This window comes from Legionella stuttgartensis, from assembly GCF_977063405.2.
The window spans coordinates 127,586-147,001 of sequence record NZ_CDRUHA020000011.1 but is presented as its reverse complement, the minus strand read 5'-3'; the positions used below and the strand labels follow the sequence as shown (position 1 = coordinate 147,001).

Below are 19,416 nucleotides of genomic sequence, written 5' to 3'. Positions count from 1 at the left end.
CTCCGCCTCGGCGGGGGTTTTTTTATATTTAGGATTAAAACCTGCTATAACTCAACCTAAAAAAATTCAAGACCAGAAGGACTCATTAATATATTATTGTCCCGTGGTATTTCTCACAAAGCGAAACAACACATGATCGGTGCGCATCGCAGATTCCTGCAGCGCTTCCTTTGGACTCAGAAGACCTGCAAACATTGCCTCTAAGACTTCATCGTTAATGCCACGAATCTGATTTTGTGGACCAAAACGTTGTAACGGTTGTTCATGTAATTCACCTGATAAATCCGTACGTGCCATTAATAAAGTAGGATGGGTACTGCTTTGCAAAATATCAGCATAGATCCCTTGTAAACCTATGGGAAGATAACCTGTATGCTCATGCCATCGCTTTTGTGTTTCAGGTTTTGCAATAAACGCAAAAAATTGCGCTATTCCTTTATAATGTTCTTTCGATTGCCCCGCTACGGCCCATAATGCAGCACCTCCTGCAACATTAGCGTGCCTTATCGGACTTACTGCAGTATCCAAAGGCATACTGGCGATGCCTAAACGGAAGGGTACCAAGGAGGATAAACTGTTATAAGCCCCAGAAGATTGACTAAATAATGGACAAGCACCACTCGTAAATAAAATGGTGGCATCATCCACCCTCCCTGCATATTTAAAATAATGCAGTGAATGCCAACGCTGCAAACGTTCAAAATGACTGGCTAATTGTGGTGTTGCATAAGCAGCACGTACAGGATTATCCTGTGTTAATGGTAATCCATGAATCGCCAAAAAGGATTCAAAAAGCACCCAGCCCGGATACGCGGTGGTATAAGTGCAATCATAACCCGCTTTTTTTAATTTTTTTGCCAACACCTCCATATCAGACCAAGTGCGGGGAAAATTAGCTTGGGAATAACCTACTTTGGCAAGAATATCTAAGTTGTAATACAAGGTAGCAACTGAGAGGTTAAAAGGCAAAGCCATCAATTGTCCATTTTTACTATAAAACTCGCGGACCGACGGGATAAAATCCTCTTTGGGTAAGCTCATTCCTTGTTCCCGCATCAATTCGTCTACCGGTTTGATTACTCCATTAGGTGACTCCATTATTGCAGTACCAACTTCAAAAATCTGCACGATTGCCGGCGAATGATGGGCTCTAAATGCGGCAGCAAAACTTGTTAGGGTTTCTACATAATTTCCTTTATAAACAGGTTTAATCAAGTATTCACTTTGACTTTGATTAAAATCATCAGCAAGTAATCTAACTTCATCACCCAAATGCCCTGCCATTCCATGCCAAAATACCAACTCAACCCGTTTTGCCTGGGCCGAGAAAGTTGAAAAGATAATGAATAAAAAAAGAAATAATTTTTTCATGCGAGTAAGTCAGGATAATCACTAAAAACCGCATCCACGCCCCAGCCAAATAACTTGTTAGCCAAACGTCTGCGATTCACTGTATAAGCACATAGAATATAACCCGCAGCTTTGATTGCCTTTACCCGCTGCTCAGTTAACACTCTCCGATTAAAATGAATAGAAAAACAATCTAATTGCTTTGCTTTTTGTAACCATTGCTCATCCCATTCATGCAGTAGCAAACCCAAGGGCATTTCCGGAGCAATACTTCGACATAACAAAAGAGCATCCCAGGAAAAACTTGACACTAAAGGTAACTCTTTACCTTGTGGCCAATAACGTTGAATATGACTCATCACCGCAACGGCTGTTTGTTCTTCTGCTCCTGGATAGGGTTTAATTTCTACATTGGCCTGTACGCCTGCAAAAGACAACCATTTCAATACTTCTTTAAAATGAGGAATAGACTCGCCTTTAAATTGCCGTGAAAACCATGAGCCTGCATCCAAAGATTGCAAATAACTAGCTTCAACCATGCCTACTTCGCCACGTCCGTTAGTGGTTCTTTTTAAATTATCGTCATGAATAACAAAAGGCTCTCCATCGGCACTACACATTACATCAAACTCAATGAAACGACATCCTAAAGTCAACGCTTTGTCAAATGAAGCCAATGTATTTTCAGGAGCATAAGCTGCAGCGCCTCGATGCCCAATAATTTTTTCAACAACCAACAAATTAATTCCCCTTGTTTAAATACTTGTTTTTTATATCAAGCTTGCCATTAGGTCTAACTACTAATCTTTTACGTTTCGCGGCTTGTCCGCGGGAGGTAGAAAGAACTTCAAATCAATGACAGTGCACTCATTGTCTATTGCTTGCGATTCGAAGCAACCTCAACCATCGCTGTTAATATCAACTCGTTACTGACGGTTAATGCTGGTGCTGAAGCTGATTCTCCTGCCATCATAGTATTCATTGTCTTAGCTTGATAAGGACGGGGTATAGAAGGATTATTTCCTTCAGCAAAATTTAAACTACTAAGGCTGTAATTTTGCCCTGGATAGGCTTTATTAATACGAGCAAGCTCATCATTCACTTGTTGATACAACCGCTCTCGAACTTGACTTAACACAGCCTGTGTTTCATCAAAACTTGGTTTAAAATCAACACTGGCTATTTCATATTTTGCCCCTGGTAAGCTTACATCTTTGGCATTTTTATAAATATCAGTTAATACGCTTTGGCTTACTCGTGCTTGTGCTTGTACAAACAACTTTTCAAGACCAGAGTTATCTTGTGAGCGATCGAATTCGGTCAAATGCCACTCCCCTTTTGCTATTTTATTCAATCGCTCCATAATGTCAGCTCGCGCCTTCACCAAATCAGCACTGCTTAACGTCACATTGATATTGACTCCTAATAAAGCAGTTTGAGTTGTCACCCACTGCTTTGCTGAAAGTTGAAAATCTATTTTATCAAGGACCAATTGAGGCCGTGGAATAGGTGGCGGTATAATCCCTTCAGCAAAGGCAAACGGCGTAACTAGCATTAAAGTCAGCATTCTAACAAATACTTGGCGCATAACACTCTCCAGTTTGATGAATAATCAAATAAGTGTATACCAGCATACCTAAAGACACCAAATTATTAACTGTACCATTGATTTAATCAAAAAATAGGAATATAACTTCTGCAAAATATTTGCAAGAGGAGCAAAAGCAATGATTTCTGTGGACAATATATCAAATACTAACCAAATAATAGCCGATGATGATTTCCTCGATTACGCCCTCTCTCATGGTTTTGGTGACTTACATTTCAAAGTAGATCCCATAACTGGAATGAAAGCAATAATCGCCATTCACAATACCAAATTAGGTCCTGCTTTAGGTGGTTGTCGTTTTATTGAATATCCTAGTACCTACGCTGCGATTCAAGATGCAATGCGCCTTGCCCGAGGAATGAGTTTCAAAGCAGCATCAGTGAATTTGCCTTTAGGCGGCGGTAAATCAGTCATTATAAAACCTAAGGGCCCATTTGACCGTGCTCAGTACATGCATCAATTTGGTCGGTTTGTTAACGAATTAAATGGCCGCTACATTACTGCTCTTGACAGCGGTACTGAATTACCAGATATGGACATCATTGCAGAACATACTCCTTATGTAGCCAGCTTATCTAAGTATGATGGCGATCCATCCCCTTCTACTGCTCGAGGTATTCTTCGCGGCATTCAAGCAGCAGTTGCGTTCAAACTAGGAAAAGAAAGCCTGAATGGAATTCATGTAGCCATCCAGGGCTTAGGACATGTTGGATTTTTACTGGCCAGACACTTACATGAATTAGGGGCTACTCTAACAGTTGCAGATGTATCTGCAGCCGCTGTCGAGCGCGCTGTAACCGAGTTGGGTGCTAAATCAGTAAGTACGGATCAAATTCACAAAGTTCCTTGTGATGTATTCGCTCCTTGTGCATTAGGTGCGATTATCAATGACATCACCATTTCTCAATTGCAAACTACAATTATCGCTGGTGCAGCCAATAACCAGTTAGCTCATACCTATCATGGAAAAAGATTACATGATAAAGGCATTTTGTTTGCAGTGGACTATGTCATTAATGCTGGAGGATTAATTTTTGCTGCATCTAAATACCTCCATACTCCCGAAGAACAAATTAACCAACAGATTGATGCGATTTATAGCCATCTAACTGAAATCTTCGCTTTGTCTGTTAAGGAAAATCTACCTACTAGCGAAATTGCAGATAATTTGGCAAAAGAGAAATTATCTTAAAAGAACGAACGATATGAAACACTTAAGCCTAACTTCTGAACTTTATGAGTACATGCTGGATAAATCTTTGCGTGAACACCCTTCCCTAACCGGGCTACGCAAAGTGACATCCACCATGGACCTGGCAAACATGCAAGTTGCACCGGAACAAGCACAATTTATGCAATTGCTTTTACGCTTAGTCCGCGCAAAAAATGTTTTGGAGTTAGGAACATTTACTGGTTATAGTGCTTTGGCCATGTCTTTAATGCTTCCTGATGATGGGAAACTGATTACCTGTGACATCAGCGCAGAATGGACAAGCAAGGCACATCCTTTCTGGAAAGAAGCCAAGCAAGATCATAAAATTGAATTACGACTTGGTCGAGCATTAGACACATTACATGCATTAATCGCTGAAGGTTGGGAGCAAAAATTCGATTTTATTTTTATAGACGCCGATAAAACCAATTACGTGAATTATTATGAACTGGCATTAAAACTGATTCAACCTCAGGGATTAATTGCTATTGATAATATATTCTGGGATGGTAAGGTAATCGATGAAAATGAAACGGGTGGACAAACCAGAGAAATCAGAAAACTTAATGAATTGATTAAAAATGATCCACGCGTATTTATTAGTTTGTTACCTATAGCTGATGGATTATTTTTAGTACAGCCATCTTAAAGACATAAGGTAGCCCGGGTGAAGTGCAACGAAACCCAGGTTTTCAAAATTCCTGGGCCTGCAGTGCAGCACCCAGGCTACGTGTCATGTTTTTCCCCTCTCTTGAGGAAAGGATTTTTATAAGTACCGAATACTTTTAAAGGAGCAATAAACAATGCAAACAAACAACAACCCTTGTGGATTAGATGGTTTTGCTTTCCTAGAATTTTCAGGTCCAGATAAAAAATGCCTACATCAACAATTCACCGATATGGGTTTCCAAGCAACTGCACTCCATAAAAACCAAGACATCACCTTATTTCAGCAAGGTGAGATTCAATTTATCGTCAATGCAGCAACAAATTGCCAAGCTGAAACACACAGCAAGACTCATGGATCGGGTGCCTGCGCCATGGGATTTAAAGTAAAAAATGCTAAAGCAGCTTTTGAATATGCACTACAACATGGAGCGATAGCCTTTGAAGATTGCACACACGCACATCATGGTTTACTTGGAATTCAAGCAATCGGCGGGAGTGTGATTTATTTTGTTGATGATCAACATCAACCCTTCTCCGGCCATTGGGAACACCAAGGTAATAAAAAGGTTGAGGGTAATGGTTTAGTGATGATCGATCATTTAACCCATAATGTATTCCGGGGCAATATGGATAAATGGGCTCAGTTCTACGAATCCATTTTTAACTTCCAGGAAATTCGTTATTTTAATATTAAAGGGAAAATGACTGGCTTGTTAAGTCGCGCCTTAGGTAGTCCTTGTGGAAAAATTAAAATCCCTTTAAATGAATCGAAAGATGATTTGTCACAAATTGAAGAGTTTCTTCATGAATACAAAGGCGAAGGCATCCAACATATCGCATTAACTACTGAAAATATTTACGATACGGTACATTCATTAAGAGAACAAGGCGTTAAATTCCTCGATGTTCCCGATACCTATTACGAAATGTTGCATGATCGTCTTCCTTGGCATCACGAACCAGTCAAGCAACTTCAAGAAGAAAAAATCTTGATCGATGGTGAGCAGGATCCGAAACATGGATTATTACTGCAGATCTTTACTGAAAATATTTTTGGTCCTGTATTTTTTGAAATTATTCATCGCAAAGGGAATCAAGGATTCGGTGAAGGTAATTTTCAGGCACTGTTTGAGGCTATTGAACGTGATCAGATCCGACGCGGTACCTTGAAAGAAACATCTGTTTAAGAAATGTGACCTGAAATACTTTGTAGCCTGGGTACAGCAAAATGCCACTACCCTTAAGTTAAGAACTTTATCATTCCCTCGAAGGCGGGAATGATAACCTCGCCTACACATGGACTTAATTTAAAGAAAGTGGCCCAAAACTCAACCTATGGTCAAAATTCGCATACATTTCACTGCCCCAAACACAACTACTAAAGAGGAGCTTATGAAACTTGCCAGTTTAAAATCAACATCATCCCGAGATGGAGAATTATGCCTAGTCAATCAAGCATTAACTCTTGCAATACGTGTTCCCCAGATTGCGCCCAACTTACAGTATGCTCTAGATCATTGGGATACAGTAAAGGAACAGTTACAAAATGTCTCACAACAACTTAATGAAGGCCATTTGCAAAACACCTTCAATTTTGATCCGCAACAATGCACATCGCCCTTACCGCGTGCGTATCAATGGGCGGATGGCAGCGCCTACGTGAACCACGTCGAACTCGTACGCAAAGCCCGAGGTGCAGTATTACCAGAGAATTTCTGGACCGATCCATTAATGTATCAAGGAGGTTCCGATTCGTTCCTGGGACCTAGAGATCCCATATTAGTTGCAGATGAGGCATTTGGCATCGACTTTGAAGCAGAGGTTGCAGTAATTACTGATGATGTCCCCATGGGGATAAACCATAAAAATGCAGCGCAACATATTAAACTGTTAATGCTGGTCAATGATGTTTCATTACGTAATTTGATACCGGATGAATTAGCAAAAGGTTTTGGTTTTTTCCATTCTAAACCTTCAAGTAGTTTTTCTCCCGTAGCAATTACCCCCGATGAATTAAGTACGGCTTGGGACGGACAACGAGTGCATTTACCTTTGTTGAGTCATCTGAACGGACAATTGTTTGGTCAACCCAATGCTGGAATTGACATGACGTTTTCTTTTCCAGAGTTGATTCAACATGCAGCAAAAACTAGAGTGCTAAGTGCAGGAACTATTATTGGTTCAGGTACTGTTTCGAATCTCGATCGCAGCAAAGGCTCTTCTTGTATTGCCGAAAGACGAATGCTGGAAATCATAGAACAAGGCCAAGCAAAAACCTCTTTTATGCATTTTGGAGATAGAATTCGTATCGAAATGCTCGACAAACAAGGGAAAAGCTTGTTTGGAGCCATTGATCAAGTTGTTAAACAGGTATAAGCCATGAAACTTTATGATTATTTTCGCTCCACAGCCTGTTATCGGGTGCGTATTGCTCTGAACCTAAAGGATATAACTTATGAAAAAATTGACATTCATTTAGTGAATCATGGTGGTGAGCAGCATAGTGCAGAGTACAAAGCAGTAAATCCGCAAGAATTAGTCCCTAGTTTAGAAATTAACGAACAGATTATTAGTCAATCACTTGCAATCATCGATTATCTTGATGAAACGTACCCAACCCCTGCATTATTGCCTCAAAATCCTTTGGATAAGGCAACGGTACGATCGCTAGCTTTAATCGTAGCATGTGATATGCACCCTCTGAATAATTTAAGAGTATTAAATCGTTTAAAAGAGCAGTTTCAAGCCAGTGAAACTCAAGTTACTGAATGGTATCACCACTGGCTTAAAGCTGGATTTGATGCTTTTGAAGCGAAGTTAATGAACCTCAAACGCAGCCAACCCTTTTGTTTTGGTGATGCTGTAACTTTAGCTGATCTTTGTCTTATACCTCAGGTCTATAATGCACACCGTTTTCATTTTGCAATGAATAACTATCCTCTCATTAATGAAATCAATGCTCATTGTTTGACTTTAGAGCAATTTAAAAAGGCAGCTCCTGAGCTTCTATAGTTCAATTTTATCCCTCATTTAATCGTGTAATCGTTTGACGGTTACACGAACTTGAACAAGGAATGAATCCGGACCTATTATTTTATCGTGTTCCTAGATAATAGTTCATCTCCTGTTTCTGGTGTTGGCTCATGATTGCTTGATGTAAAGAATAGGTGTTGGGAACGACCTCTTCGCTTCTGCTCTAATTCATCGCCCACTAGAGCTTCTTCATATAAGGAAACGGCTAGTAAACGATCACTTTCTTGTTGTTCTAGCTCTAATTTATTGACTATTTTCGGATTATATTGTTTTGCAAGCTCTCGATACTTCAATTGATCGTCTTTATCCTTTTGTGTAGCATTATCAATAGATCCTAAGACTTCAGATAAAGTTTCATTATATTCCCCTAATTTAGCCAAAATACGAATTTGCAAATCTGCATCATCATAATAATTTATTGCATCTGTTAATTTTTTTATATTTTCTTTCAATAATTGAATTTTTCTATGGGGAAGATAAACCGCAGAACTTTGTAATTGATTAAGTTCGTGTTCATTTTTAAGGAAACCAGAATCCTCAAATATTGTTTCTTGTTTTTCTTGCATATTTGATCCTTTATAAGTTTAAGTGCTTTAAAAACAAGAAATTTTCAGATTTTTTTATGACATAATCAACTAAAATTTTTATAAAATGAAAAATAAATAGGCTTACAGACAGAATATTTATCTTACTTTTAGAACCATGCTTTACTTAACTCTACAGTCACAACACCCTGGGGGGTTTTTTCAAGCATACTCCATACGTTTTTACATCGCTGTAAGTAGCCAACCAAGTAATTTTTATTGCTGCATTTATAACGCACTGGCATTTGGTCATAAATCTTTTCTGACTTTATCGCGTGGCACTGCTCACCATTGGTTAATTCGATTCCCCAAGGATAAGTGCGAGACATATCTAAGGTTATGTGTTGCTCATTATTCAAAGGCTCTTTAACTTTAATCCGCACGCTCTCTCCATTCCAAGGAGAGCGAGGGCATAAAGCTTCTGTCCTATTGGGACCGGCTTTAACAAAGCAAGGATCATACGTTTTTCCACCTGCAATACAACGCCAAGCATCTTCACGAACGATTAATTGAGATTGAGAATAACATTCACCCACAAGCTCCTTTTTCACTTGAGGGACTACCTGCTCTGATACATCACCATAAGGTCTATATAATTTTAATACCGTATCATTTGCTGCAGCTTCAACGGAACACAAAAACAAAGAGATGCAGAATATTGTACGCAACATGACGGTTCCTCAATAATTATATTGAATCAGGTAAAGTTTTGCCTTATGAATATCGCAATAGAATGAGAAAATCAATACGTTTTGGCACCAAGATAGTAGAAATGCGAATAACCCCAGTGTATCATCTGATTTTTGGTTAAAGGTATCTATACTCATGGGGTCGCAAATGCGATTTTGGCATATCCAGGCTCGCTAACCCAGACTAATTCTTCAATAGAAAAGCTTGATGTAACGCTACACCTGTGCTTTATCTCAATCAGCATATGCAGACTGATAGAATTTAATAAGTACTTAAAACATACCTTATAACCATGCAAAGTATACACAGAGTGAGGAGTTAAAAAATGACCGAAGTTTTTACCATAAAACAATGTTTGGATGGTGAAATCAACATTGATGAACACGTTACCGTAAGAGGTTGGGTAAAAACCCGGCGTGATTCCAAAACAGGCTTGTCTTTTATTAGCTTGCATGATGGTTCCTGTTTTGCTCCCATTCAAATCGTAGCTACCGATGGTTTAGACAATTATCATGAAGAGGTCACTAAACTTAACGCCGGCTGTTCTTTGATTGCTTCAGGAAAATTAGTTGCCTCCCAAGGGAAAGGCCAATCCTTTGAAATTCAAGCTGACTTTATTGAGGTCGTGGGTTGGGTTGAGAATCCAGATACTTATCCTATTCAGGCAAAACGTCATACACTGGAATTTCTACGTGAGGTGGCTCATCTACGTCCTCGTACAAACACAATTAGCGCCGTTACCCGAATCCGTCATTGTTTATCACAAGCCATTCATCGTTTTTTCCACGAACAAGGTTTTTTCTGGATTCATACACCTATTATCACCTCTAGTGATTGTGAGGGTGCGGGAGAAATGTTCCGTGTATCGACTTTAGATCTTTTAAATGTGCCTAAAAATCAATTCGGCCAAATTGACTATAGTAAGGATTTCTTTGGGAAAGAGACTTTTCTTACCGTTTCAGGACAATTAAATCTGGAAGCCTATTGTATGGCCATGTCAAAAGTATACACTTTTGGGCCAACATTCCGTGCTGAAAACTCAAATACAAGCCGCCATCTCGCTGAATTCTGGATGATTGAACCTGAAATCGCTTTTGCTACTTTGCAAGATATTTGTGATTTAAGTCAAAGGATGTTGCGCTATTTATGTAAAGCAGTCCTAGATGAGCGTACCGATGATATGGAGTTTTTCAATCAATTTGTTGCCCCAGGTTGTATTGAGCGTTTAGAGCATATAGCGAACTCAGACTTTGAAGTCATGACCTATACTGATGCGATTAAAATTTTGGAGCAATGCGGTCAAAAATTTGAATTCCCAGTAAGTTGGGGCTTGGATTTACAATCAGAGCATGAACGTTATCTGGCAGAAGTTCATTGTAAAAAACCAGTAATCCTGACTAATTATCCTCAAGAAATTAAAGGATTCTACATGCGCCTCAATGATGATGGTAAAACGGTTGCTGCTATGGATGTATTAGCACCAGGAATCGGTGAGATCATCGGCGGTAGTCAACGCGAAGAACGCCTTGATGTTCTAGATAGACGTATCGAAGAATGCAATCTGAGCAAAGAGAGTTATCAATGGTATCGCGATCTTCGTCGCTATGGTACTGTGCCACATGCTGGATTTGGTTTAGGTTTTGAACGTTTGGTAAGCTATGTTACCGGTTTAGCCAATGTACGAGACGTCATTCCGTTCCCCCGCACCCCAGGACATGCCGATTATTAAGCATTTGAATGAAGGGTCTTAAGAACCCTTCTTCACCCCAAACCCCAAAACGTCATCCCGAGCGAGGAATCTCCACCCTCTCCTCATATTCCCGCAGAGTTCCCATCAGAATGACGAAAAGAATTTCGGATTAGGACTTCGCCCAGATTTATCATGGATCAAAACCCCAAATTCTCCTTCATTTCACTCACGAATTTACAAGGTAATTGGGGGCTTTAAGGAGAAGCAGGATTTACCTCAAATGGCTCTTCATCCGAAATTTGCAAACCCTGGACAATAAACGGTGGAATCTGAGATTTCAATCGATTATATTGGTTTTTATACGATAAAAATGGATGAGGATTTATGGGGACACCAGTATCAATTAGATCATATTTCTTGGCGTCTTTCCTCGCTCCTTCAAGAAAATTCTTCATTAATTTAACTGAGGTAGCTTCCTGAGTATTACTGTGAATTAGATCTGCAGTTTTACTGACATTACCTGCTTTTTTCTTAAACATCCTTGTTAACTCCTCTGTTTGTTGATAATCCTTATCTGAAACAGTTCTAGCCTAGGACAGTATCTACATCATCTAACCTTCTGATAACATGCCCTCTCCTAGTACTAAGACTCTATCCATTTGCCTAGCTAATTGCTGATCATGAGTCACAATAACCAAAGCAGTGTTCCTTTTTCTATTCAACTCCAGCATTAACTCAAAAACTTTTGTAGCAGTAGTCTGATCCAAGTTCCCTGTAGGCTCATCAGCCAGGACACAATAGGGTTGGTGCACCAAGGCCCGAGCTATTGCAACCCTTTGCCGCTCTCCTCCGGAAAGCTGTGCAGGTTTATGAGTTTTTCTTTCTTTAAGCCCCACGTCATCTAGCATTTTACTCGCTTCCGCCTCTGCATCCTTCACTGGAATATTTGCTAGTAGTAGAGGCATGGAAACATTTTCAAGCGCAGTAAATTCCGGTAACAAATGATGAAATTGATAGATAAATCCCAAACCTTGATTACGTAATTTACAACGTTGTTTTTCATTTATCTTTTGCCAATTTGTATCCTTTATCCATACATCTCCGGTTGTGGGTTTGTCCAATCCACCCAACAAATGCAGTAAAGTACTTTTCCCAGAGCCAGAAGGACCAATAATTGCCAAACGCTCGCCTTTACCTATGGATAAGTCAATCCCGCGTAATACATTCACTTTAGAGGCACCGTCGCTGTAGGACTTACATAATTTATTAGCACTTAAAATAATATCACTCATAATGCAAAGCCTCCGCAATCACTGTTTTTGAGGCCCGCCATGCAGGATAAATTGTTGCAAAAAAACTCATTAATAATGCCATAACGCAAACTTTCCATAGATCGCTAAATAGAATTTTAGAGGGCAAATAATCAACGAAATAAATACTGGATGATAAGACTTTAACATGAAACCAGGACTGAAGATGATTCACTATTGTGGTCGCATTCTCTGCCAATATTAAACCACCAATCAAGCCAAAAATTGTACCTACTATTCCCACCATCATCCCTTGAACAATGAATGTCCACAAAATGGTAGAAGGTGTGGCACCAATAGTCCTTAATATAGCAATTTCTGCTTGTTTGTCATTAACAACCATTACCAGAGAAGAGACTAGATTAAACGCTGCTACGGCGATAATCAGTAATAGAATCATAAACATCATTGTTTTTTCCATTTTAACTGCTTGGAAAAACGCCCCATATTGCTGTGTCCAATTACCCACCTGATACTCATCACCTAATAATTGAGATAATCGAGAAGTTAATTCAGGTGCTTGATAGACGTTGTCTATTTTCATCTTGATCCCAGTTACTTCATCGCCCATCTGTAATAACTTTTGGGCATCTCCCATATTGATGAAGGCCAATTTGGTATCAAAATTAAATCCACTTCCAGCAGAAAATACCCCTACTACAGTGAACCGCTTAAAACGAGGAATCATTCCGGCAGGAGTAACCGTTGCCTGAGGAATCATGACGGTAACTTTATCTCCAATCATGGTTCCCATATTATCTGCAAGCCCTTTACCCAAAATAATGCCAAAATCCTTTAAATTACTTAGATTTCCAGCCAACAGTTTTTTTTGTAAATGGCTCATTTTTTCTTCTTTGTCAGGTAATACCCCAGTTAAAACAATAGGATACACCTGCCCCTCATGAACCATTAATCCTTGCCCACCAACATAGGGTGCCAGTGCTTTGATTTCGGGAACCGTTTGAATTTTTTTAGCCACATCAGGCCAATCACTGAGCCGTTCATTGGGTCCAGAAACCGTAATTTCAGGAGCCATTCCGAAAAATCGATTATGTATTTGCTGATCAAATCCATTCATTACCGATAAGACTGTAATAAGAACCATCACCCCTATGCCAATACCTAGCATCGAACTAAGCGAAATAAAAGAGACAAAATGATTTTTCTTTCTAGAACGCGTATAGCGTAACCCCATAAAAAGGGCTAATGGTTTATACATGTTTGCTTTTATTTTTAGTTAAAGTCTTATTGTAGAGAAAAAATCATCCAAGCGATACACCTTATACGGAGTTCTGCCATTATTATTTCTTCATCAGTTAACTCACACAGTTATCCACAGAATTTGTGGATATTTTACCGAGAAACGCGAAATTTGAATTGATTCTATGAACAAGAATAAGATGAAGATGCCCCCTAACTCCACTGGACACTCATATAAATGAGCCCGAAATAAGGGCTCTTCGAGGGCAAAATGACAATGATGGTCTAGGATTGAGGTTTTACTTCAACAACAAGCTTCGAACTAATTAAAAAACATGCTCTTTGTCTTTAACTGTCAATGTAAGCCCTACATAATCATTCATCCAGTAGAACGAAGCCCAAATTTGGGCTCATTAGTATGAAGCAACAGGTTACGTCTTAAGGCCGACTTTGAGCTCTCCTTACTGAGGGTTCCGTTTTGGGATTGAGTTTGGTGGAGAATAGACGGTTTGAGTTTAAGACTTTAGATTGAAGATCTATGGGTCGAAGAGATAAATTAAATACCCCTGGATTATCTGGATCTTCTTTACCAGCCCCCTGCGGTGATAGCTCCTTGACGACACGCCATACTGCCTGTTTGATCGGATGAATCTCGTCCCATGAACGACCAAATGGCCGATAATAAATCAACGAGTTACCTCCTTCAACAATGAACTTGGATCTATTAAAAAGTATGTATGGTATCCAAATAAAGCAATATCCTTCACTCTTAGTTGTTTCATCAGGTTTCGTAAAAAGCATTCAGTCAAAAAATTGACAATGATGATTGCAAAATGCACGCTTCCTCAATTAATATTATCTACTGCTACTACGCTTATCGGAGTTGGATAACAAAACCTCGATGGTGCAAAAAATCTAATTTTAACAGAAGGAATATTATGGCCTCCGAAAGGAATGTAAGAAAAATCCTCTTTAGCGATAAAATCACTGCTTTAGTTAATAAACCCGATGTGCATCTTGATGAGGTCGATGCTATGTTAGGTGAAGAACTTAGCTCAACTCCATCTGGAGGCGCTCTTGAACAACTCACTGAATTCATTCATCTTGTTTCTTTTATTAAAGCAAAACGTTTTTCTGATCCAATTCTGGCCCTACGTGTATTTACTGATAAAAATACAAACTTGGAAACACGAACAGCTCTAGTACACGCAATGAGGTTCGCACCTAAAGAGGATGATAAGATTTATGACCTCATTAGTTTTTTAGCGCAAAAAGACAAGCTTGTTCGTTATACTGAACTAAGCCGCATTGCTCCGGTTCGTTTTGCTATGGATAGAGGATATTCTGAGCCTGCATCTATGGAAGAATACAGTGAGTGGTATTTAATTTTTGATTTGTTTGGGCTTTGTAAATGCCTTCCTCACAAATTAATTCCGTTGCTAGCAGAATTATTAATAGAGGCCAATCCTTCAGTGGAAGATCTTCTCGCTCTTAGCACTTTTTTTAAATTCATCTACAAATTGGGTTTATTACAAAAAGAACTAATAGAACCCATGTTGCCTCAGCTAAGATATAAAACCAGTATCGAGAATCTTCAATCCCATCTGAGTTATTTACGGGATAATGGTTTGCTGAATCTTAATATTTTAGAACACACCTTACCTTTATTACATCAAGAAAACGCGGTTAAAAATTTTTTTGCTATTTATCTTAACGAACTGCAATCCTTGGATTATCAAGAAACATTAAAAAATTTAAATCTATATTGCCAACTGTCTCTGCATGACAAAGCCAGTTATGATGATGAAGTCCCCACAAATACTCCCTTACATCAGGCTATTATTGAACGCGCTCCATTTAAGCTGCAACAGGCATTGAGTTTAAGCAATTCAAATTTTCTTTTAGCAACTTCTTATGAAAATACAGCGCTATTATTGGCATGCAAACTGGCAGATAAAGAAGCGGCAAAACATATATTGAAAAAAATGCGTGAATTAGGTTGTACAGTAAATCACACCGACTCTCAAGGAATGACGGCACTTCATTGGGCCAAATTTTACCACTTTGATGATTTAAGTAGAGATCTGATTGCCGCCGGTGCCAAAGAAGAATTAAAAGCAGCCAATGGCAAAAAATGTGACTATTTTGCAAAACATCAATTTACTCTGAATGATTTTAAAATAGAAGGTCGTGAAATTATCGAGGATTTTTTCAAATTAACGAATAGGGTTTTGACTGATATCGCCTTCCATGCAGATAAAATTGCCTTAAATTTAAAATTAACCACATCAGAAGAAGTGATGTCTTTGTATCAACGTGATGAAGGAGCTAAGATTCGTTCATCCAATCGTTTCTATTTATTTTTTAAGACATTCCGTCCTCGATTAATTGAATGGCTAGAACGGCAAAGTGAGCTGGATCTTCAGTCCGATCAAGCAACAGTTGCACAAAGATCCATTCCTGGTTAAATAAAAATTGTAACTCGGGCTCCAAGGAGATACTCGGTAGTATTATTTTTATAAACTACCAGTTATCCTATATCACTAATATGTAAAACCTGCTCACAGGTAAGGTAATTTGTATGAATCCTAGCTCTTGGTACTACCCCTCGCTCATTGCTTTGTTTCTTTATGGTGCCTGGGGATATTGGGGTACAAGAGCATCAAGTTTTATTAATCCTCTATCCATCACTTTTTATTCAAGCATAGGCGTATTAATTTCCGGCATCATCGCATTGGTATTACTTGATTTTAAATTGGATCTTTGTCCTAAAGGAAGCACCTATGGGCTATTGAATGGTTTAGCCAGTGGTATTGCCTGCATTTTTTTCATTTTGGCGCTACGTAATGGGCCTACGATGCCGGTGGTACTTGTCACCTCAATGTATCCTATGATCACACTACTACTCAGCGTTGTGTTTCTTAAACAAGGATTAACATTAAAACATGGATTGGGTATGGTCTTTGCAATTCTTGCTTTGATCTTATTTGCTTCAGAATGATTGGTGATTGGTGCCCAGGGCCGGAATCGAACCGGCATGGAGTTTCCTCCGAGGGATTTTAAGTCCCTTGCGTCTACCTGTTTCGCCACCTGGGCATTTGATTTTGGAGGCTGAGGCCGGAATCGAACCGGCGTCCACGGCTTTGCAGGCCGCTGCATGACCACTCTGCCACACAGCCTCATTAATACTTCTTCTTTAAGCTCTAAAAAAAAAGCGACTTTTTTTGTCGCTTTAATTTGGAGCGGGAAACGAGACTCGAACTCGCGACCCCAACCTTGGCAAGGTTGTGCTCTACCAACTGAGCTATTCCCGCGTCTCTACGGGGTGTGATTCTACCGAAATTTAACACCCTGTCAATAATAAAATTAATTTTTTTTCGTTAATTCTGGCCATGCAATGGCCAAGTAAATAATCATCGACCAAATCGTTAAAATAGCTGCCACATAAAGAAGGACAAAACCAAAAATTCCTCCCCAAGTGTCTAAGGAATTAAATGCTAATAATAAAATCAAAGCGATCATTTGCAGAAAAGTTTTTATCTTTCCCACATATCCTACGGTAACACTTGCACGTCGACCAATTTCAGCCATCCACTCCCGTAACGCTGAAATAACAATTTCACGGCCCACAATCACAATCGCCGGAATAGTAATATAATTAATTTCTTTAGCTCCTACTAACAACAATAAACTCGTAGAGACCAGTAACTTGTCGGCGACAGGATCAAGAAAAGCACCAAAAGGAGACATCATTTTGAGCTTACGCGCCAAATATCCATCCAACCAATCAGTAAAGCTTGCTGCAGCAAAAATGCATGCCGCCAGCATATGTGCGAAAGAAAACGGTAAATAAAATACAATAACAAATACTGGTATCAAAACGATACGCAGTAAAGTTAATAAATTTGGCAAACTGGTTAATGTACTCAACGCTTGATACTCCCTTTACATAAGACGAAATAAAGCAACCCCCATCCTTTGAGTAGTCCAAAAATAAAATATAGCCTCAGCGAATTTGAGCTTACGAATTCTGGCTCGTTACTTTATTTCCTCACCCCGACTACAGACAACTGTATGTGTTTAACTACTCTTCGATAAATTTAAAAAATTTGCTATTTGTTCATAATCATCAAATACAACCACTGCACCGGCAGCCCTAAGTGCAGCCTCTTCTTGTTGATGATAAATATCTATTCCTACCGCAGTAACTTGAACACCTTTTGCCATTTCCATATCAGTAAGCGAATCGCCTATCATTAACGTGGTAGCTGCAGTCCCACCGTGCTCTTCAATAATTTCTTCCAACATTTGTGGACAAGGTTTAGCGGGAACCTGTCCTGCAGAGCGGGTTATTTTAAATATCTTATCAAGACCCGTAGTCTGCAAGGCGCGCAACAAGGATTGTTGTCCCTTATTGGTTGCAATCGCCAGTGTTATCTTAGCCTCATGCAATTTATAGATCAGTTCACGCACTCCAGGCATCAGACATACATCAGTTGATCGAGAATGCATCGCTAATTGTACAGCCTGTAATAACTGTTGATGTTGTGTTGTCGTCAAATGGGGATATGTTTTCCGCAAAGCTTGTACTAAACCCAACTCAACATATTTTCTCGCCTGGTAAGGATCAAAATTACCAAATCCCAGCAAATTCGCTTCTGTAGCAACTATATGTAAAACGATTCCTAAAGTATCCGCAATAGTACCTTCCCAGTCAAATACTACTAAATCATATGGATTGCTCATTGCTCACTACGCTCCTCGCACGTAACTGTTTTAGTGCGGTAGAAAAATGGTTATCTGCATCAGCTTGAAACAAATGCCTTGTACCATTCAATTCAAATTGAATGGATCGCGCATGTAAAAAAAGACGATGATGCTGATTATCTATCCCTTCTATTTCTCCTGCAAGTGATCCATATTTTTTATCGCCAACGATAACATGTCCTAAATGGGCGCTATGCACACGAATCTGATGTGTGCGTCCAGTTTTAGGACTAGCCTCAACCCAACAGGCCTGCTGATAGTTTTCCAGAAGCTTAAATCCTGTTTCTGAAGCTTTCCCTTCTTCTTTAACCGAAACAATACGTTCACCTGATTTTAAAATATTTTTTTCAAGTGCGGCACGAACAGTCACTTGCTTTTTACCTTCCCAGCGATGGGTCAGTAATGCCCAATAAGTCTTTTGTACCTCACGTGACTCAAGTAATGCATGCATTGCTCTTAAAGTACTCCTTTTTTTGGCTAATAAAAGACAACCTGAAGTTTCTTTATCAAGACGATGAATCAATTCTAAATAAGCTAAATCTTGTCTTGTTTTTCTCAATGCTTCGATCACACCCAGACTCAAACCACTTCCACCATGAACAGCGATACCTGCCGGCTTATTAAGAACCAAGAAACAAGAATCTTCAAAAATAATGCATTCATTTAGCCGTTTTGCCAAGGCATCACCTACAAACACCTCTTTTGATTCTGACAGGCGAATTGGAGGAATACGAACACTATCGCCCGCATACAATCTTGAATTAGCTTGTGCTCTTTTTTTATTAACTCGAACCTCACCACCACGAATAATTCTATAGATATGGCTTTTAGGAACACCTTTCAAAATACGAATCAGGTAATTATCTAGACGTTGTCCTTCTTCTTCATTACTGATTTCTTTATAACTAACTTCACTCATTGTCAATAAACCTGTTTGCTGGGCGTGATTTTTTTGGTATGATCGCCTGTAGCGTGGGAAAATTTCCATGCAACCGAATTATAACGCATTTAAATAAAAAAAGCGTGACTATTTACTTTAAGTATATGCTGAACATTAAGGAAATTGGGTCTTGACCCACCCTAAATGAGTGATTTACTTGTTAAATTATAGTTACATAAGAAATAGCGCTTCCATTTAAGCAGATATAAGGAAGCGACCCAATGCCAGAGATAAATTGAGCATATTTTTGACAGAAACCTACGCATGCCAGACATGCTTTATACCGATTACGAATTATTTCAGGGCTTTCGCACGCCTTTGGCTTCATATTTCAACCCGTTTGATTTGTAACCAGTATATT

At 39.2% G+C, this 19,416-nt stretch carries 20 protein-coding genes and 3 tRNA genes; 8 read left to right on the top strand and 15 right to left on the bottom strand.

Translation table 11 applies throughout. The features are described from left to right. Positions 1-93: 93 nt before the first annotated feature. The 3 genes from ACWTEW_RS02940 to ACWTEW_RS02930 all read right to left on the bottom strand — a co-directional run bounded on the left by ACWTEW_RS02940 (position 94) and on the right by ACWTEW_RS02930 (position 2,938). Entirely contained in the window at positions 94-1,371 is a 1,278-nt protein-coding gene (locus ACWTEW_RS02940; protein ID WP_454780267.1) for an extracellular solute-binding protein, read from the bottom strand. Beyond that, entirely contained in the window at positions 1,368-2,087 is a 720-nt protein-coding gene (gene ugpQ, locus ACWTEW_RS02935; RefSeq protein ID WP_454780723.1) for a glycerophosphodiester phosphodiesterase, read from the bottom strand. The genes ACWTEW_RS02940 and ugpQ overlap by 4 nt, the downstream gene beginning before the upstream one ends. Before the next feature lie 137 nt (positions 2,088-2,224). Continuing rightward, the gene (locus ACWTEW_RS02930; RefSeq protein WP_454780266.1) at positions 2,225-2,938 is read right to left on the bottom strand and encodes a hypothetical protein; all 714 of its coding nucleotides are present in this window, start codon (positions 2,936-2,938) and stop codon (positions 2,225-2,227) included. Positions 2,939-3,077: 139 nt separating this feature from the next. Here ACWTEW_RS02930 and ACWTEW_RS02925 point away from each other — a divergent pair, with 139 nt between their 5' ends. The 5 genes from ACWTEW_RS02925 (at position 3,078) to maiA (ending at position 7,853) form a co-directional block, all read left to right on the top strand. Beyond that, positions 3,078-4,151 (top strand): Leu/Phe/Val dehydrogenase, encoded by a 1,074-nt coding sequence (locus tag ACWTEW_RS02925; RefSeq protein ID WP_454780265.1) that lies wholly within the window; start codon positions 3,078-3,080, stop codon positions 4,149-4,151. A 13-nt stretch (positions 4,152-4,164) separates the two neighbouring features. Further along, a complete protein-coding gene (locus ACWTEW_RS02920; RefSeq protein WP_454780264.1) occupies positions 4,165-4,821 on the top strand; it encodes a class I SAM-dependent methyltransferase in 657 nt (218 codons plus the stop codon). 154 nt (positions 4,822-4,975) lie between these two features. After that, positions 4,976-6,028 (top strand): 4-hydroxyphenylpyruvate dioxygenase, encoded by a 1,053-nt coding sequence (hppD, locus tag ACWTEW_RS02915; protein ID WP_454780263.1) that lies wholly within the window; start codon positions 4,976-4,978, stop codon positions 6,026-6,028. Between the two features lie 205 nt (positions 6,029-6,233). Then, on the top strand, positions 6,234-7,217 hold the full coding sequence (locus tag ACWTEW_RS02910; RefSeq protein ID WP_454780262.1) for a fumarylacetoacetate hydrolase family protein: 984 nt from the start codon (positions 6,234-6,236) through the stop codon (positions 7,215-7,217). A gap of 3 nt (positions 7,218-7,220) precedes the next feature. Next, positions 7,221-7,853, top strand: coding sequence for a maleylacetoacetate isomerase (maiA, locus tag ACWTEW_RS02905; protein ID WP_454780261.1), 633 nt, complete (start codon positions 7,221-7,223; stop codon positions 7,851-7,853). Between the two features lie 77 nt (positions 7,854-7,930). Here maiA and ACWTEW_RS02900 read toward each other — a convergent pair whose 3' ends face one another. Both ACWTEW_RS02900 and ACWTEW_RS02895 read right to left on the bottom strand, forming a co-directional pair. After that, on the bottom strand, positions 7,931-8,440 hold the full coding sequence (locus ACWTEW_RS02900) for a hypothetical protein (RefSeq protein ID WP_454780260.1): 510 nt from the start codon (positions 8,438-8,440) through the stop codon (positions 7,931-7,933). 128 nt (positions 8,441-8,568) lie between these two features. Continuing rightward, positions 8,569-9,129 (bottom strand): hypothetical protein, encoded by a 561-nt coding sequence (locus tag ACWTEW_RS02895; RefSeq protein WP_454780259.1) that lies wholly within the window; start codon positions 9,127-9,129, stop codon positions 8,569-8,571. Positions 9,130-9,473: 344 nt separating this feature from the next. Here ACWTEW_RS02895 and asnS point away from each other — a divergent pair, with 344 nt between their 5' ends. Continuing rightward, positions 9,474-10,877 (top strand): asparagine--tRNA ligase, encoded by a 1,404-nt coding sequence (gene asnS, locus ACWTEW_RS02890; RefSeq protein ID WP_454780258.1) that lies wholly within the window; start codon positions 9,474-9,476, stop codon positions 10,875-10,877. 215 nt (positions 10,878-11,092) lie between these two features. Here the strand turns inward: asnS and ACWTEW_RS02885 are convergent, their stop codons facing one another. From ACWTEW_RS02885 to ACWTEW_RS02870, 4 genes are all read right to left on the bottom strand, one after another. After that, entirely contained in the window at positions 11,093-11,377 is a 285-nt protein-coding gene (locus ACWTEW_RS02885) for a hypothetical protein (protein WP_454780257.1), read from the bottom strand. A 72-nt stretch (positions 11,378-11,449) separates the two neighbouring features. Then, positions 11,450-12,130, bottom strand: a complete 681-nt coding sequence (lolD, locus tag ACWTEW_RS02880; RefSeq protein ID WP_454780256.1) for a lipoprotein-releasing ABC transporter ATP-binding protein LolD — start codon at positions 12,128-12,130, stop codon at positions 11,450-11,452. After that, positions 12,123-13,367: a lipoprotein-releasing ABC transporter permease subunit gene (locus ACWTEW_RS02875; protein WP_454780255.1), complete on the bottom strand. Its 1,245-nt coding sequence runs from the start codon at positions 13,365-13,367 to the stop codon at positions 12,123-12,125. Before ACWTEW_RS02875 ends, lolD begins: the two co-directional genes overlap by 8 nt. Before the next feature lie 419 nt (positions 13,368-13,786). Continuing rightward, positions 13,787-14,038, bottom strand: coding sequence for a hypothetical protein (locus tag ACWTEW_RS02870; RefSeq protein WP_454780254.1), 252 nt, complete (start codon positions 14,036-14,038; stop codon positions 13,787-13,789). 248 nt (positions 14,039-14,286) lie between these two features. Here ACWTEW_RS02870 and ankQ point away from each other — a divergent pair, with 248 nt between their 5' ends. Next, positions 14,287-15,816, top strand: a complete 1,530-nt coding sequence (gene ankQ / locus ACWTEW_RS02865; RefSeq protein WP_454780253.1) for a Dot/Icm T4SS effector AnkQ/LegA10 — start codon at positions 14,287-14,289, stop codon at positions 15,814-15,816. 113 nt (positions 15,817-15,929) lie between these two features. Next, complete coding sequence (locus ACWTEW_RS02860; protein WP_454780252.1) at positions 15,930-16,349, top strand: EamA family transporter; 420 nt, start codon at positions 15,930-15,932, stop codon at positions 16,347-16,349. 8 nt (positions 16,350-16,357) lie between these two features. On the opposite strand, the gene ACWTEW_RS02855 is transcribed toward ACWTEW_RS02860, so the two are convergent. The 6 genes from ACWTEW_RS02855 to ACWTEW_RS02830 form a co-directional block, all read right to left on the bottom strand. Then, positions 16,358-16,444, bottom strand: a tRNA-Leu gene (locus ACWTEW_RS02855). Positions 16,445-16,453: 9 nt separating this feature from the next. Beyond that, positions 16,454-16,527 (bottom strand) — tRNA-Cys (locus ACWTEW_RS02850). Between the two features lie 59 nt (positions 16,528-16,586). Next, a tRNA-Gly gene (locus ACWTEW_RS02845) sits at positions 16,587-16,662 on the bottom strand. 52 nt (positions 16,663-16,714) lie between these two features. After that, complete coding sequence (gene pgsA, locus ACWTEW_RS02840) at positions 16,715-17,278, bottom strand: CDP-diacylglycerol--glycerol-3-phosphate 3-phosphatidyltransferase (RefSeq protein ID WP_454780251.1); 564 nt, start codon at positions 17,276-17,278, stop codon at positions 16,715-16,717. A gap of 150 nt (positions 17,279-17,428) precedes the next feature. Next, the gene (locus ACWTEW_RS02835) at positions 17,429-18,094 is read right to left on the bottom strand and encodes an HAD family hydrolase (RefSeq protein ID WP_454780250.1); all 666 of its coding nucleotides are present in this window, start codon (positions 18,092-18,094) and stop codon (positions 17,429-17,431) included. Beyond that, positions 18,078-19,034, bottom strand: a complete 957-nt coding sequence (locus tag ACWTEW_RS02830) for an RluA family pseudouridine synthase (RefSeq protein WP_454780249.1) — start codon at positions 19,032-19,034, stop codon at positions 18,078-18,080. The genes ACWTEW_RS02835 and ACWTEW_RS02830 overlap by 17 nt, the downstream gene beginning before the upstream one ends. Positions 19,035-19,416: the final 382 nt, after the last annotated feature.

Coding starts and splice junctions, on each gene's coding strand:
- ACWTEW_RS02940 (WP_454780267.1), bottom strand. CDS start 1,371: ATGAAAAAATTATTTCTTTTTTTATTCATTATCTTTTCAACTTTCTCG.
- ACWTEW_RS02930 (WP_454780266.1), bottom strand. CDS start 2,938: ATGCGCCAAGTATTTGTTAGAATGCTGACTTTAATGCTAGTTACGCCG.
- ACWTEW_RS02925 (WP_454780265.1), top strand. CDS start 3,078: ATGATTTCTGTGGACAATATATCAAATACTAACCAAATAATAGCCGAT.
- ACWTEW_RS02920 (WP_454780264.1), top strand. CDS start 4,165: ATGAAACACTTAAGCCTAACTTCTGAACTTTATGAGTACATGCTGGAT.
- hppD (WP_454780263.1), top strand. CDS start 4,976: ATGCAAACAAACAACAACCCTTGTGGATTAGATGGTTTTGCTTTCCTA.
- ACWTEW_RS02910 (WP_454780262.1), top strand. CDS start 6,234: ATGAAACTTGCCAGTTTAAAATCAACATCATCCCGAGATGGAGAATTA.
- maiA (WP_454780261.1), top strand. CDS start 7,221: ATGAAACTTTATGATTATTTTCGCTCCACAGCCTGTTATCGGGTGCGT.
- ACWTEW_RS02900 (WP_454780260.1), bottom strand. CDS start 8,440: ATGCAAGAAAAACAAGAAACAATATTTGAGGATTCTGGTTTCCTTAAA.
- ACWTEW_RS02895 (WP_454780259.1), bottom strand. CDS start 9,129: ATGTTGCGTACAATATTCTGCATCTCTTTGTTTTTGTGTTCCGTTGAA.
- asnS (WP_454780258.1), top strand. CDS start 9,474: ATGACCGAAGTTTTTACCATAAAACAATGTTTGGATGGTGAAATCAAC.
- ACWTEW_RS02885 (WP_454780257.1), bottom strand. CDS start 11,377: ATGTTTAAGAAAAAAGCAGGTAATGTCAGTAAAACTGCAGATCTAATT.
- lolD (WP_454780256.1), bottom strand. CDS start 12,130: ATGAGTGATATTATTTTAAGTGCTAATAAATTATGTAAGTCCTACAGC.
- ACWTEW_RS02875 (WP_454780255.1), bottom strand. CDS start 13,367: ATGTATAAACCATTAGCCCTTTTTATGGGGTTACGCTATACGCGTTCT.
- ankQ (WP_454780253.1), top strand. CDS start 14,287: ATGGCCTCCGAAAGGAATGTAAGAAAAATCCTCTTTAGCGATAAAATC.
- ACWTEW_RS02860 (WP_454780252.1), top strand. CDS start 15,930: ATGAATCCTAGCTCTTGGTACTACCCCTCGCTCATTGCTTTGTTTCTT.
- ACWTEW_RS02835 (WP_454780250.1), bottom strand. CDS start 18,094: ATGAGCAATCCATATGATTTAGTAGTATTTGACTGGGAAGGTACTATT.
- ACWTEW_RS02830 (WP_454780249.1), bottom strand. CDS start 19,034: ATGAGTGAAGTTAGTTATAAAGAAATCAGTAATGAAGAAGAAGGACAA.